Source organism: Amycolatopsis thermalba, assembly GCF_003385215.1.
Taxonomy (GTDB): Bacteria; Actinomycetota; Actinomycetes; order Mycobacteriales; family Pseudonocardiaceae; genus Amycolatopsis_E; species Amycolatopsis_E thermalba.
This window is the reverse complement of record NZ_PQHW01000006.1, coordinates 58,881-72,694: the sequence shown is the minus strand read 5'-3', so window position 1 is coordinate 72,694 and position 13,814 is coordinate 58,881. Positions and strand designations below refer to the sequence as shown.

Sequence of the window (13,814 nt, the reverse complement as noted above, 5' to 3'; positions counted from 1 at the left end):
GGTCGCCTTGGGTGCCGACCTCCCCCGCCCCCGATTCCGGATTGTGTTTCGGTCGCCGAGCAGGCGTGTCAAGGCGGGAAAGAGTACCTTGACACGCCTGATCGGCGACCAAAGATCGGCTGTGGATCGGGGGCGGGGGAGGTCTGGGGCGTGGTCGGTCTTCTTGCGTTGCCGGCCGGCGGTTTGTTGGGCTGCCGCGCGGTCAGCCGGGTGCCGGGCCGCTTGCGTTGCCGGCTTGAGGTTCGCAGGGCTGCCGCGCGGTCAGCCGGGTGCCGGGCCGCTTGCGTCGCCGGCCGCCGGGTTCGCGCTCCTGCCTCAATCCCGCCGGGCCCACTTCGGTGCGTGTTCCGGCAGCAAGCCCACCCCGATGACGTAAGCGGGAATCCGCCGCGCGACCGGGATCGCGTTCATCACCGCCACCAGGGCGCGCGGCGGCCCGTTTCGCCGTCCCTCGATCACCGGGCGGATCACCATCCGGTGCATCGTCCGCTGGATCGCCTGCACCACCAGCGTCGGCAGCAGGCGGCGTCGCCGGATGCGTTCCAAGTCACGTCCGCTGACCCGGCCCCGCCGCAACGGTCCCGCCAGCAACCGGGCCGTCGCGACCGCGTCCTGCACCGCCAGGTTGATCCCCACGCCCCCGATCGGCGACATCGCGTGCGCCGCGTCCCCGATGCACAGCACCCCCTCGCGGTGCCAGCGCGGTAGCAGGTTGAGCCGCACGTCCAAGTGCTTCACGTCGTCCATCGACGTGATCGCGTCCACCCGGTCCGCCTGCTGCGGCAGCACCTTGCGGATCCGGTCGCGGAACGCCTCCACCCCCTCCGCGCGCAACCGGCCGTCGAGGCCCTTCGCCGCGAGGTACGCGATCTGGAAGTAGCCCTCCCGCGGGATGACCACCGCGAAGTGCCCGTCACGCATCCCGGGCGTCAGCTCCGCCTTCTCGTCCCCGTCCCGCGGCAGCCGGAACCACCACGTGTCGATCGGCACCGGGAACTCCCGCGGCCGCAGCCCCGCCTCCCGCCGCACCACCGACCAGCGCCCGTCGCACCCCACCGTCAGGTCCGCCCGGATCTCACCCGTCGTCCCCTCCGCCGTCCGGTACCGCACCCCGGCGACCCGGCCCGCCTCCGAGATCAGCGACGTCACCTCGGTGTTCATCCGCAGGTGGAACGTGGGCTCGGCCCGGCCCGCCTCGGCCAGGAGGTCCAGCAGGTCCCACTGCGGAACCATCGCGACATAGGGTGCGCGACCTTCAGCTTGCGGAAATCCGCGATCGTCAGCGCGGGCGGCCCCGGCACCGACACCGTGTCCAGCCTGCTCTGCGGCAGCTTGCCGAACCGCTCGCCGAGCCCCAGCTCGTCCAGCAGCGTCAGCGTCGACGGGTGCACCGTGTCGCCCCGGAAGTCCCGCAGGAAGTCGGCGTGCTTCTCCAGCACCGTCACCTCGACCCCGGCCCGCGCGAGCAGCAGCCCGAGCACCATTCCAGCCGGTCCGCCCCCGGCGACGAGGCAGGTCGTGCGCTCGCTCATGGCCACCATCCCCTTAATTCATCTCATGTTGAATAAGACCAGCATGGCGCTCTCCGAACGCCTGGTCAAGCGGGATAGGCTGAACGGGTTATGACTGAGACAGTCCGCGCCCGCTTCTGCCCGTCGCCCACCGGAACCCCGCACGTGGGGCTCATCCGCACGGCGCTGTTCAACTGGGCCTTCGCCCGGCACCACGGTGGCAGCCTGGTGTTCCGCATCGAGGACACCGACGCCGCCCGGGACAGCGAGGAGTCCTACCAGCAACTGCTGGAGGCGCTGCGCTGGCTCGGTCTGGACTGGGACGAGGGTCCCGACGCCGGTGGCGAGTACGGCCCGTACCGGCAGAGCGAGCGCCGCGACATCTACGCCGACATCGCGCGCCGCCTGCTCGAAGCCGGCGAGCTGTACGAGGCGTTCTCCACCAACGAGGAGGTCGCCGAGCGCCGCCGGGCCAAGGGGCAGGACCCGCAGCTCGGCTACGATAACTTCGACCGCGACCTCACCCCGGAGCAGCGCGCGGCCTACCGCGCCGAGGGCCGCGTCCCGGTGCTGCGCCTGCGCATGCCGGACGAGGACCTGGCCTGGGACGACCTGGTGCGCGGCGAGATCAGCTTCCCGGCCGGCTCCATCCCGGACCCGGTCCTGGTGCGCGCCAACGGCGACCCGCTCTACACGCTGACCAACCCGGTCGACGACGCGCTGATGCGGATCACGCACGTCCTGCGCGGCGAGGACCTGCTCCCGTCCACGCCTCGCCAGATCGCGCTGTACCGCGCGCTGGAGCGGATCGGCGTGGCGGAGTTCACGCCCGAGTTCGGCCACCTGCCGTACGTGATGGGCGAGGGCAACCGCAAACTGTCCAAACGCGACCCGCAGTCCAACCTGTTCAACTACCGCGACCGCGGCTTCATCCGCGAGGGCCTGCTGAACTACCTGGCCCTGCTCGGCTGGTCGATCGCCGACGACCGGGACACCTTCACCGTCGACGAGCTGGTGCGGGCGTTCGAGATCTCCAAGGTGAGCGCCAACCCGGCCCGTTTCGACGTCAAGAAGGCCGAGGCGATCAACGGCGTGCACGTCCGCGCGCTGGACGCCGAGGACTTCGCGCAGCGCGTGGTGCCCTACCTCCAGGCGGCCGGGGTCCTGCCCGCCGAACCGTCCGAAGAGCAGCTCACCACGTGGCGCACCATCGCGCCGCTGGTGCAGGAGCGGGTGACCGTCCTGGGCGACGCGGCGCCGCTGGTGCGGTTCCTGTTCGTGCCGGAGGCGGAGTTCGCGCCCGAGGAGGACGCGGCCGCCAAGAACCTCAAGCCGGACGCCGAACCCGTGCTGCGCGCGTCGATCGAGGCGCTGGAGGCGCTGCCGTCGTGGGAGACCGCGGCCATCGAGCAGGCGCTCAAGGACGCCTTGGTCGAGGGCCTGGGCCTCAAGCCGCGCAAGGCTTTCGCCCCGGTTCGCGTCGCCATCACCGGTCGCACCGTGTCGCCGCCGCTGTACGAGTCGATGGAGCTGCTCGGGCGGGAAGTTTCACTCGGACGTCTGCGTAACGCTCTGCCCGGCAACGCAGAGTAGAACCGATCGCGGTCGAATCGACGCGTTGAATCACCTTGTCGGCCGAACCGCTCAGCGTAGTTCTCGCCTAGCCTCGCTGGGTGGATTTTGCGCGTCCCGGCACACCTACCCGCGTCCGTGTCCCCGAGCCCGGTCTGGGGGATCCGGCGGATCCGTGGAGACCGTCCAGCCTGCGGCTGGTGTGCCTGGACATCGACGACACGTTGATCGACTTCACCTCCGCGGGCAAGCGCGCGCTGTCGCTGCTCATCGGCCGCGGCGACCTGTGGCCGCTGTGGGAGCGCATCACCGACTGGCACGTCGCCCGCGTGGTCGCGGGTGAGATCGACTACGCGTCCATGCACCACCGGCGCACCCAGTGCTTCCTCGCCGAGATCGGCATCGTGCTGGAAGCGGAGGACGTGGCCCGGTTCGAGTGCCGCCGCAAGGAGGTGCTGCGCACCTCGTGGCGCCTGTTCGACGACGTCCTGCCGTGCCTGGAGTGGCTGCGCGCGGCGGACGTCCTCATCGCCGCTGTGACCAACGCCTCCGGCGCCCACCAGCGGGCCAAGCTCGCCGACCTGGGGCTCACCCGCTTCTTCGACCACGTCGCCATCGCCGGGGAGGTCGGCGCCGCCAAGCCCGATCCGGTGATGTTCCACTCCGTGTGCGCGGTGCTCGACTGCGACCCGAGCGAGGCCGCCCACGTGGGGGACAAGCTGCACACCGACGCCGTGGGCGCCCGAGACGCCGGCCTGGAGGGCGTCTGGCTCGATCGCACCGGGGGTGACACGGCGGTGCCGGAGGGTGTGCACGTCATCGGCGGCCTGGACGAGCTCCCGCAGCTGCTGGTCAGCGAGTTCGCGCGGATCGGCGTGCCGGCCCAGCGCTGAACCCCACCCCCCGGTTACGCACCGCTGACGGGGCTAGGCTATATTTCTTCCCAGCGGAGCTGCTCCGAGTCGCGAATCGGAGTGGCAAACCGTTGGGGTATGGTGTAATTGGCAGCACGACAGATTCTGGCTCTGTTAGTCTAGGTTCGAGTCCTGGTACCCCAGCTGCAAGAGGAAAAACCCGCTCTGGTAAGGTTCCTCTCGCAACACGGAAGACCAACTTCCTAGCCCCCGTCGTCTAGCGGCCTAGGACGCCGGCCTCTCACGCCGGTAGCGTGGGTTCGAATCCCATCGGGGGTACACCGAAGGACCGCTAGCCACCAGGCTGGCGGTTTTTTCTTGTCCTGGCACGAAAAGCGCTCGTCCACCTTGGACAACTCACGTGACAGGCCGCCGGGGCGGCGCTTAACCTCCGGGCATGGCCGAGATCACGAACCTCCGGATCGCCCACACCGCCGATCTCGGCGCACCGGCCCTCCGCGCGGCCCACGACCTCTTGTCCGAGGTGTTCGACGGCGACCTGACCGAACACGACTGGGAGCACGCCCTGGGCGGCGTGCACGCGCTGCTGTGGGAGGGGCCGGAACTGGTCGCCCACGCGTCCGTGGTGCAGCGCCGGATGGTCCACCAGGGGCGTGCCTGGCGCACCGGCTACGTGGAGGCCGTCGGAGTGCGTGCCGACCGCCGCAGGCGCGGCTACGGCGGCCTGGTGATGGCGCCGCTGGAGCGTGTGATTCGCGAGGCGTACGAGGTGGGTGTGCTCAGCGCGTCGGATGAGGCGATCCCGTTCTACCGCGCACGCGGCTGGATGTGCTGGCGCGGGCCGCTGTCGGCGCTGACGCCGTCCGGGATCACGCCCACGCCCGAAGAAGCGGGCGGGGTCTTCGTGTTCGGGGGGTCGCTCGACCTCGACGGGGAGCTGACCTGCGACTGGCGCGACGGGGACGTCTGGTGAGCCGGTGGCACCGCGGCGGGCCGCGGTGCCACCGGAGTCACCCCAGGTTCGCGTAGACGACGATGTTGTCGGTGTAGCTGTGCTCGGCGTGGTCGAACACGCCACCGCACGTGATGAGCCGCAGCTGCGGCTTGTCGGTGTTGCCGTAGACCGCGTCCTGCGGGAACTGGTCCTTGGGCACCTGCGTGGTGTGGTCGACCACGAACCTCAGCTGCTGGCCGTCGCTGCGGTCGACGAAGATCTCGTCACCCGGCCGGACGTCCTTGAGCTTGTAGAAGATGCCCGGCTGGCGGTTGCCGTCGACGTGACCCAGGATGATCGCCGGGCCGACGTCGCCGGGCACGGGGGACAGGCGGTACCAGGCGGCCTGCATCGGCTTGTCGACCGAGGGCACCGCGATCTCGCCGTCCTTGTTCACCGCGACCGAGATGAGCGAGGACTCGGCGCCGATCTTCGGGATCCGCACCTGGGTCGGCCGCAGCTTGTCGTACGGCTTGGTCACCGGGACCGACGTGGTGGGCGCCGCCGTCTGCGTGGGCTGGGGATCGGAGCCGCAGCCGGTCAGGACGAGGGCGAGCAGAACCGCCGGGGCGGCCGCGAGAACGCGACCGCCCCGGCCGGCGAACGGGTTGCGCATGGCGTCAGAACCGGGCGGTGCCGCCGGCGCCGGTCTCCACGCCCTGCTTGGGCGCGAACGAGACCTGGGCGTCGCCACCGTTGCTCTGCTGCCACTCGTCGGCCTCGCCCGAGCCGGGGACCGGAGCCACGCCGCCACCGGAGGACCCGCCGCCCTGCGGGGCGCCCGCGCAGGTCCAGTCGGCGGTGACGTTGCCGGCGTCGAAGGACTTGCCCTCGTGCAGCTGCACCAGGTAGTCCCAGTACCGGCCGTCCTGCTCCTCCTGGTACGGGCCGTCGAGGATGTCGAAGTCCGGCGACCACACGTCGGTCGGCTGGCCGGCGGCGCACGCGATGATCAGCACGCCGGTGCCGTCGCCGAGGTCGATGCCGTAGGCGACGTCGTCCTGGTACGGCGGCTCCTCCGGGGTGCTGCTCTCGGAGGTCGACGTCGGCTGGCTCGACTCCGTCGTGCCGGGCGATGTCGTGGTGGACGTCGTGGCCGGGCTGCTGGTGAGGCTCGGCTGGCTGGTCGCCGTGGCGGCCGAGGACGTCTCGCTCGTCGTCTCGGCGGCCGAGCTGGGCGCGGAGGTTTCGGTGCTCTCCGGCGCCGCGGAGGTCGTGGTGGTGACCTCCGGGGTCGTGCTCTCCTCGGCGAGCGCGGCCGGAGCCATGGTGAGGCTGATCAGCGCACCGCTGATCACGGCCGCCGCGAGGCGGCCCAAGGGCTTACGCAAAGTGACTCCACTGGTGTTTTCGAGACGCGCGGTGACCCCGACCGCCCCCGGCGCGCGCGTCATCACTCTTCTGGCTGAGGCGCACGCGTGATCCTGCCCGATTCCGATCACGGGGAGAAACGAAAATGGGTGTGATGAAAATTGTCGCGGAAATGTGTAACGCGAACGCCCTAATCGACGATCGCGAATCAGCGCGTTACATCAACGGACGATAACAGTCCGTCGCCGTCGTGACCAGGCTCGCTCCGCTGGAAAATATCCCACGAGATCGGCCGGGATCGTGGATCGCCAGGTCCAGGCGATCACTGAGCGTGTCCTCCCGTGCTGGGGGAAAGCCCTTTCGGTCGATGTCGTGAACCGTTCACCGGTGCCAGCATGGAGACATCCCGATCTTGTTCCGCTGTGAGGGGTGGCTCACAGCGGTCTTGGTCTCGTTTCAGTGCCAATTCGGGTACGTGCGCGGCACAGTGGGTATCGCGATTGTGCCTGCCGAGGTAGCAGAGGAAGGGGGATTCGACCGTGACCGGACCAATCGGGCGTTTCTGGCGGCGCCTGCACATCGGTCGCAACCCGTTGGCCAGAACGTCCGACCGGGTCGAGGCTGCGCTGCTGTTCGTGGTGATGCTGGGGCTGCTGGTCGCGATTCCGCTGGCGTTGTTCGCCGGGTCCCAGACGTACGGGGGTCAGCTGGCGGTGTCCGAGGAGCAGCGCGCGTCGCGCCACCTCGTGACCGCGACGCTGATCGAGGACGCGCCGACGCCGGTGCCGGCGACGGAGGGCGCGTTCTCGACGAGCGGCTCGGCCGGGGTCCACGCGACGTGGACGTACAACGGCGGGGAGCCGAAGACGGGCATCGTGGCGGCCGACCCGGGCGCGACCGCCGGGACGACGGTCCCGGTGTGGATCAACGAGGCCGGGGACCCGGTGCCCGCGCCGATCAGCTCCACGGACGCGGCCACGACCGGCGCGCTGGCGGGAATCTTCGCCTGGCTCGTGACGGCTCTCGTGCTGACCGCGACGTACTGGATCACGCGCTTCGTGCTGGACCGCAGGCGTGCCGCGAGGTGGGAAGCCGAATGGGCCGCGCTCGGCGACCGCTGGGCGCGTTCCTGACTGTTCACTGGGGTTTCCTGAGGTGGCGTGTGTTCTCCGTCTCGCCCCGTTGATCTCCAGCGCGGTCGAGGTTCCAGAATTCAATCATGGTTGAAAACGGGGTCACGTTCATCAACGTCATCGAACTGCCCGCCGGCGAGGTGGACGCGTTCGTCGAGCAGTGGCGGGAACGCGCGAAGCTGATGCGGGACGCGCCGGGGTTCCGGGACTCCCGGTTGCACCGGGCCAAGCTGCCGGATGCGCGTTTCCAACTGGTCAACGTGGCGCACTGGGACAGCGCCGAGGCGTGGCGAGCGGCGACCACGAACCCAGCCTTCCAGGCGGCGATGGGGGACGTGCCGGGAAGCGTTGCGCCGAACCCGGCCCTCTACGACGTGGTAGTGGAGTACGGACAACCCTGACCGCGCAGACGGAATCCTTCGTGGCGGAGGGCGCGGGCGGCATGATTTCTGGCGGGCCTGTGCGGTCCCTCCGCGGCGTGGTGGGTGGTGTTCGCCGCTGTCTGTTGCCGAGTGGTGAGCGCACACCGTGCGGTCGGTGTCGTCCTCGTGGTGTGGGGCGCGGTGTTCGCCGCTGTCTGTTGCCGAGTGGTGAGCGCACACCGTGCGGCCGGTGTCGTCCTCGTGGTGTGGGGCGCGGTGTTCGCCGCTGTCTGTTGCCGAGTGGTGAGCGCACACCGTGCGGCCGGTGCCGTCCTCGTGGGGTGGGCCGCGGTGTCTGCCGCTGCGCCCGGGAGTTCAGCGCACCCTGCGCGGTCGGCGTGATTGCCTGGCGGGTCCGCGCCGTCCCTCCGTGGGGTGGGGCGCGGTGTCTGCCGCTGCGCTCGGAAGTTCAGCGCACCCTGCGCGGCCAGCGTGACTGTCTGGCGGGCCTGTGCCGTCCCTCCGTGGGGTGGTGGGTGGTGTTCGCCGCTGTCTGTTGCCGAGCGGTGAGCGTTCCGCCGTGGCCGGCGGCCTTCGCCGCTGCCCGCCGCCGGCCCCGAAGAGTTCAGCGCACGCCGCGCGGCCGGTGCCGTCCTCGTGGTGTGGGGCGCGGTGTCTGCCGCTGCCCCTGGGAGTTCAGCGCACCCTGCGCGGCCAGCGTGACTGTCTGGCGGGCCTGTGCGGTCCCTCCGCGGCGTGGTGGGTGGTGTTCGCCGCTGTCTGTTGCCAATGGTGAGCGCACACCGTGCGGCCGGTGCCGTCCTCGTGGGGTGGGCCGCGGTGTCTGCCGCTGCCCCTGGGAGTTCAGCGCACCCTGCGCGGTCGGCGTGATTGCCTGGCGAGTCCGCGCCGTCCCTCCGCGGCGTGGGGCGCGGTGTCCGCTGCTGGTCGTTGCCGAGCGGTGAGCGTTCCGCCGTGGCGGGCGGCCTTCGCCGCTGCCCGCCGCCGGTCTCGAAGAGTTCAGCGCACCCCGCGCGGCCGGAACTGGATGCTGATCCTCGGCCCGGCCGGGCGGCTCGTCTTCGGGATCGCGTGCTCCCACGTCCGCTGGCACGAACCGCCCATCACGATGAGGTCGCCGGGGCCCAGCAGCTGCCGCACGGTCGCTCCGCCGCCGCGGGGGCGCAGCAGCATGCTTCGCTGCGCGCCGACCGACACGATGGCCACCATGGTGTCCTCGCTCGAACCCCGGCCGATCGTGTCCCCGTGCCACGCCACGCTGTCCCGGCCGTCGCGGTAGAAACACAGCCCCGCCGTGCGGAACGGCTCACCCAGCTCGTCGCCGTAGTGCCGGCTCAGCGCCTCCCGCGCCTCCTCCAGCACCGGGTCCGGCAGGCGCTCGCCCTCGCCGTAGAAGCACAACAGCCGCGGCACGTCGACCACCCGGTCGTACATCCGGCGCCGCTCCGCGTGCCACGGCACGTCCGCCGCCAGGCGCTCGAACAACAGGTCCGCGCCCGTCAGCCAGCCCGGCCGCAGATCGATCCACGCGCCGTCGCCCAGTTCCGTCCGCCGCGTCGCGGTCAGGGACCCGAGCGAGCATTCCTCGGCCTGACCGAACAGCGACCCCTGCAGCCCTGCGGTCATCCCGCAAGGCTACCCCAAATCGAACGTCTGTTCTAGTCGCTACAGCCGTTCCTGCAACGCCTCCGCCGCCGCCAGCAGATCCGCCGCCCACCGCGCGCCCGGCTTGCGCCCGATCCGTTCCACCGGACCGGAAACCGACACCGCCGCGATCACGTTGCCCGCGGAATCCCGCACCGGCGCGGAAACGCTCGCCACGCCCGGCTCGCGCTCGGCCACGCTCTGCGCCCACCCGCGGCGCCGCACCTCGAGCAGGGTCCGTTCCCCGAACACCGCGTCCGCCAGGATCGTGCGCTGCGTGTGCGGATCCGACCACGCCGCGAGAACCTTCGCACCCGAGCCGGCCGTCATGGACAGTCGTGTGCCGATCGGCACGGTGTCGCGCAGGCCACTCATCGGCTCGGCGGTCGCCACGCACACGCGCTGGACCCCGTCGCGCCGGTACAACTGCACGCTCTCCCCGGTGATGTCGCGCAGCTTCGGCAGCACCGAACTGGCCGCGTCCAGCAACGGATCCGCTGTCCCGCCCGCGAGTTCGGCGAGCGCGGAACCCGGGCGCCAGCGGCCGTCCGGCCCGCGCCGGAGGAGGCGGTGCACCTCGAGCCCGACGGCGAGGCGGTGCGCGGTCGCGCGCGGCAGCCCGGTCCGGGTGCACAGTTCCGCGAGCCCGCACGGATCCTCGGCCACGGCCTGCAGCACGGCCACGGCCTTGTCCAGAACGCCGATACCGCTCTGCTGGTCAGAAGAGCTATGCTGTCCCACGACGCGATACTAGCTTCCCGGGATTTGGGAAGTCCAGAATCTGGGAAAATCGAACCCGAGGTCGCTGACGTTCCCGCGACGGTCCCCGGGTTCCTTTGCTCCCAATCAACCTCGTGGGAGGAGCACACATGACCACCACGCGGCCGCGGACACTGGCCGAGAAGGTGTGGGAGGCGCACACGGTGCGCCGCGGTGAAGGAGCGGAACCCGACCTGCTCTACATCGACCTGCACCTGGTGCACGAAGTCACCAGCCCGCAGGCGTTCGACGGTCTCCGCCTGGCGGGGCGCAAGGTGCGCCGCCCGGATCTGACCATCGCGACCGAGGACCACAACGTCCCGACCGTCGACATCGAACTCCCGATCGCCGACCCGGTGTCCCGCACCCAGGTCGAGACGCTTCGGAAGAACTGCGCGGAGTTCGGCGTCCGGCTGCACCCGATGGGCGACGCCGAGCAGGGCATCGTGCACGTCATCGGCCCGCAGCTGGGCCTGACCCAGCCCGGTATGACGGTCGTGTGCGGTGACAGCCACACCTCCACCCACGGCGCCTTCGGCGCGATGGCGTTCGGCATCGGCACCTCCGAGGTCGAGCACGTGCTGGCCACCCAGACCCTGCCGCTGCGGCCGTTCAAGACGATGGCGATCAACGTGGACGGACAGCTCCGCCCGGGCGTCACCGCGAAGGACGTCATCCTCGCTGTCATCGCCAAGATCGGCACCGGCGGCGGCCAGGGCTACGTCCTGGAGTACCGGGGCAGCGCGATCGAGGCGCTGTCGATGGAAGCCCGGATGACCATCTGCAACATGTCGATCGAGGCGGGCGCCCGCGCCGGCATGATTGCCCCGGACGAGACCACCTTCGCCTACCTGAAGGGCCGCCCGCACGCCCCGAAGGGCGCCGACTGGGACGCCGCGGTCGAGAACTGGAAGTCGCTGCGCACCGACGAGGGTGCCGAGTTCGACGCCGAGGTCCACCTCGACGCCGACACCCTGACCCCGTTCGTGACCTGGGGCACCAACCCCGGCCAGGGCCTGCCGCTGAGCGAGTCGGTGCCGGACCCGGAGCAGATCGCCGACGAGAACGAGCGGTACGCCGCCGAGAAGGCCCTGTCCTATATGGACCTGAAGCCGGGCACGCCGCTGCGGGAGATCAAGGTCGACACCGTCTTCCTCGGCTCGTGCACCAACGGCCGGATCGAGGACCTGCGGGCCGCCGCGGACGTGCTCCAGGGCCGCAAGGTGGCGCAGGGCGTCCGGATGCTCGTCGTGCCCGGCTCGATGCGGGTGCGCCAGGCCGCCGAGGCCGAGGGGCTGGACAAGGTCTTCCTCGACGCCGGCGCCGAGTGGCGGCAGGCGGGCTGCTCGATGTGCCTGGGCATGAACCCGGACCAGCTGGCCCCCGGCGAGCGCAGCGCCTCCACCTCCAACCGCAACTTCGAGGGCAGGCAGGGCAAGGGCGGCCGCACCCACCTCGTCTCGCCGCTCGTCGCGGCCGCCACGGCCGTCCGCGGCACGCTGTCCAGCCCCGAAGACCTGAACTGAAGGAGCCCACACCACCATGGAGCCGTTCCAGAAGCACACCGGCATCGGAGTGCCCCTGCGCAGGTCCAACGTGGACACTGACCAGATCATCCCGGCCGTCTACCTGAAGCGGGTCAGCCGCACCGGTTTCGAGGACGGCCTGTTCGCCGCCTGGCGGAGCGACGAGTCGTTCATCCTGAACCAGGAGCCGTTCAAGGCCGGCAGCGTGCTGGTCGCCGGTCCGGACTTCGGCACCGGGTCCTCGCGCGAACACGCTGTCTGGGCATTGATGAACTACGGCTTCCGCGTCGTCATCTCCTCCCGCTTCGCCGACATCTTCCGCGGCAACTCCGGCAAGCAGGGTCTGGTGGCCGCCCAGTGCGAGCAGTCGGACGTCGAGCAGCTGTGGAAGATCCTCGAGAACGACCCCGGCACGGAGGTCACGGTCGACCTGGAGGCGAAGACCGTGCGGGCCAAGGACTTCCAGACGACCTTCTCGATCGACGACTACACCCGCTGGCGGCTGCTGGAGGGGCTCGATGACATCGCTCTCACCCTGCGACACGCCGAGGACATCGACCGGTTCGAGGCCGGCCGTCCCAGCTGGAAGCCGGTGACCACCCCGGTGGCCGCCGGCTAGCACGAATTCCCTGCTCAGCAAGGGATTCGCACCCGGCCATCGGCCGGGCACACCACGCCGAACGGCGCGCGGAAGGGCCCGCGAGGGTCGCTCAGGAGGCGGAAACCACGCCCCGCCTGCAGAAAAATTCCGCGCGCCGTTTGGAATTTTGGGCGAGTTGGTAATACCGTGTGCGTGAAGTCGGCCGATGTGGCCGTGTGACACGTAGTTCTTCATGGAGGACTGGAATGGCCAACAAGGCCCAGCTGATCGAGGCGCTCTCCGAGCGTCTGGGCGACAAGAAGGTTGCTTCCCAGGCGGTCGACAACCTGGTGGACATCATCATTCGCACCGTGCAGAAGGGCGAGAAGGTCAACATCACCGGTTTCGGGGTGTTCGAGAAGCGCGCCCGCGCGGCCCGCACCGCTCGCAACCCGCGCACCGGTGAGACGGTCAAGGTGAAGAAGACCAACGTCCCGGCCTTCCGCGCCGGTACGACCTTCAAGGACGTCATCAGCGGTGCCAAGAAGCTGCCGAAGGCCACGGCGGCGAAGCGCACGACGACGACTTCGACCCGCAGCGCTGCCGCTTCGACCCGCAGCACCGGCACCACGACCCGTGCCGCGTCGTCGCGGTCCACCACCGCGAAGGCGACGACCACGCGTCCCACCGCGACCCGCAGCACCAGCACGCGCACCCGCGCCGCGGCCGCCACCAAGACCGCCGCGCCGAAGGCCACGGCTTCGAAGACCACGGCGGCGAAGTCCACCGCGGCGAAGAAGACGACCGCCACGAAGGCGGCCCCGAAGGCCACCGCCGCGAAGACCACCGCGGCGAAGAAGAGCACCACGACCCGGAAGAAGAAGTAAGAGCTATCGCGATTGCTTCTCGGCAGGGCCCCCGCGGATCCGCGGGGGCCCTGCCGCGTTCCGGGAGCGGCGCGCCAGCGCCGTGCAGTGAACCCAGCGAAGCTGGGTGGTCATCCCGTCGCCTGACACGGGACGATCACCTTGAGCCAGGGCCGCAACCCGGGCCGCCAACCGGCGGCCGACCATGCCAACCTTGCGGCCCTGGCTCAAGGTGATATGCACAAACCGGAAGGCGACGGGATGACCACACAGCGACCACCTGCATGAGGTGAGAGAACCGCATTTCCCCGTCATCCCGGAGCCTGCCCGTCCGGCGAGGACATCTCTTGATCTTTAGTCTTGCGCCTTGGGCAGACGAAGAGTCCGCCCTGCGGGCGGACACGCCCTTCGGGCGGAAGCGCCTCACGGCGCCGAACGGTCACCTCGGGTGCCACCTCCCCCGCCCCCTCTCCTTGAGTGTGTATTGGTCGCCGAGCAGGCGTGTCAAGGCGGGAAAGAGTACCTTGACACGCCTGATCGGCGACCAAAAGCAGGCTGGGGATCGGGGGCGGGGGAGGTGTGCGGCGTGGTCGGTCCGCTTGCCTTGCCGGCCGCCGGTTCGTTGGTTGGAGCGGGCTGGCTTGCGTTGCCGGCCGACGG

General features: G+C 70.3%; 12 protein-coding genes, 2 tRNA genes and 1 pseudogene. 10 read left to right on the top strand and 5 right to left on the bottom strand.

Annotation, left to right across the window (positions count from 1 at the left end; genetic code table 11):
- Nucleotides 1-315: 315 nt before the first annotated feature.
- Nucleotides 316-1,484 (bottom strand): annotated as a pseudogene (locus tag D0D15_RS04475) (FAD-dependent oxidoreductase).
- Nucleotides 1,485-1,622: 138 nt separating this feature from the next.
- On the opposite strand from D0D15_RS04475, the gene gltX reads away from it, so the two are divergent.
- From gltX to D0D15_RS04450, 5 genes are all read left to right on the top strand, one after another.
- The gene (gene gltX / locus D0D15_RS04470) at nt 1,623-3,104 is read left to right on the top strand and encodes a glutamate--tRNA ligase (RefSeq protein WP_094007391.1); all 1,482 of its coding nucleotides are present in this window, start codon (nt 1,623-1,625) and stop codon (nt 3,102-3,104) included.
- A gap of 179 nt (nt 3,105-3,283) precedes the next feature.
- On the top strand, nt 3,284-3,976 hold the full coding sequence (locus tag D0D15_RS04465; protein ID WP_094007390.1) for an HAD family hydrolase: 693 nt from the start codon (nt 3,284-3,286) through the stop codon (nt 3,974-3,976).
- Nucleotides 3,977-4,069: 93 nt separating this feature from the next.
- Nucleotides 4,070-4,141: transfer RNA gene (locus D0D15_RS04460), tRNA-Gln, on the top strand.
- Between the two features lie 62 nt (nt 4,142-4,203).
- Nucleotides 4,204-4,276, top strand: a tRNA-Glu gene (locus D0D15_RS04455).
- A gap of 118 nt (nt 4,277-4,394) precedes the next feature.
- Nucleotides 4,395-4,931, top strand: coding sequence for a GNAT family N-acetyltransferase (locus D0D15_RS04450; RefSeq protein ID WP_094007389.1), 537 nt, complete (start codon nt 4,395-4,397; stop codon nt 4,929-4,931).
- Between the two features lie 37 nt (nt 4,932-4,968).
- Here the strand turns inward: D0D15_RS04450 and D0D15_RS04445 are convergent, their stop codons facing one another.
- Both D0D15_RS04445 and D0D15_RS04440 read right to left on the bottom strand, forming a co-directional pair.
- Nucleotides 4,969-5,568: a class F sortase gene (locus D0D15_RS04445; RefSeq protein WP_094007388.1), complete on the bottom strand. Its 600-nt coding sequence runs from the start codon at nt 5,566-5,568 to the stop codon at nt 4,969-4,971.
- Nucleotides 5,569-5,572: 4 nt separating this feature from the next.
- Nucleotides 5,573-6,283, bottom strand: a complete 711-nt coding sequence (locus D0D15_RS04440) for a hypothetical protein (RefSeq protein ID WP_233157408.1) — start codon at nt 6,281-6,283, stop codon at nt 5,573-5,575.
- 519 nt (nt 6,284-6,802) lie between these two features.
- Here D0D15_RS04440 and D0D15_RS04435 point away from each other — a divergent pair.
- Both D0D15_RS04435 and D0D15_RS04430 read left to right on the top strand, forming a co-directional pair.
- The gene (locus D0D15_RS04435) at nt 6,803-7,396 is read left to right on the top strand and encodes an Rv1733c family protein (protein WP_094007387.1); all 594 of its coding nucleotides are present in this window, start codon (nt 6,803-6,805) and stop codon (nt 7,394-7,396) included.
- 86 nt (nt 7,397-7,482) lie between these two features.
- Complete coding sequence (locus D0D15_RS04430) at nt 7,483-7,797, top strand: antibiotic biosynthesis monooxygenase family protein (protein ID WP_094007386.1); 315 nt, start codon at nt 7,483-7,485, stop codon at nt 7,795-7,797.
- A gap of 981 nt (nt 7,798-8,778) precedes the next feature.
- Here D0D15_RS04430 and D0D15_RS04420 read toward each other — a convergent pair.
- Complete coding sequence (locus D0D15_RS04420) at nt 8,779-9,405, bottom strand: alpha-ketoglutarate-dependent dioxygenase AlkB (RefSeq protein ID WP_094007380.1); 627 nt, start codon at nt 9,403-9,405, stop codon at nt 8,779-8,781.
- 39 nt (nt 9,406-9,444) lie between these two features.
- Nucleotides 9,445-10,164 (bottom strand): IclR family transcriptional regulator, encoded by a 720-nt coding sequence (locus D0D15_RS04415; RefSeq protein WP_027931891.1) that lies wholly within the window; start codon nt 10,162-10,164, stop codon nt 9,445-9,447.
- A 128-nt stretch (nt 10,165-10,292) separates the two neighbouring features.
- Here D0D15_RS04415 and leuC point away from each other — a divergent pair, with 128 nt between their 5' ends.
- The 3 genes from leuC (at nt 10,293) to D0D15_RS04400 (ending at nt 13,175) form a co-directional block, all read left to right on the top strand.
- Entirely contained in the window at nt 10,293-11,708 is a 1,416-nt protein-coding gene (leuC, locus tag D0D15_RS04410; protein ID WP_094007378.1) for a 3-isopropylmalate dehydratase large subunit, read from the top strand.
- Between the two features lie 16 nt (nt 11,709-11,724).
- Nucleotides 11,725-12,327 carry a 3-isopropylmalate dehydratase small subunit gene (gene leuD, locus D0D15_RS04405; protein ID WP_094007377.1) on the top strand — a complete coding sequence of 201 codons (603 nt, stop codon included), beginning with the start codon at nt 11,725-11,727 and terminating at the stop codon, nt 12,325-12,327.
- Nucleotides 12,328-12,554: 227 nt separating this feature from the next.
- Entirely contained in the window at nt 12,555-13,175 is a 621-nt protein-coding gene (locus D0D15_RS04400) for an HU family DNA-binding protein (RefSeq protein WP_094007376.1), read from the top strand.
- Nucleotides 13,176-13,814 lie beyond the last annotated feature (639 nt).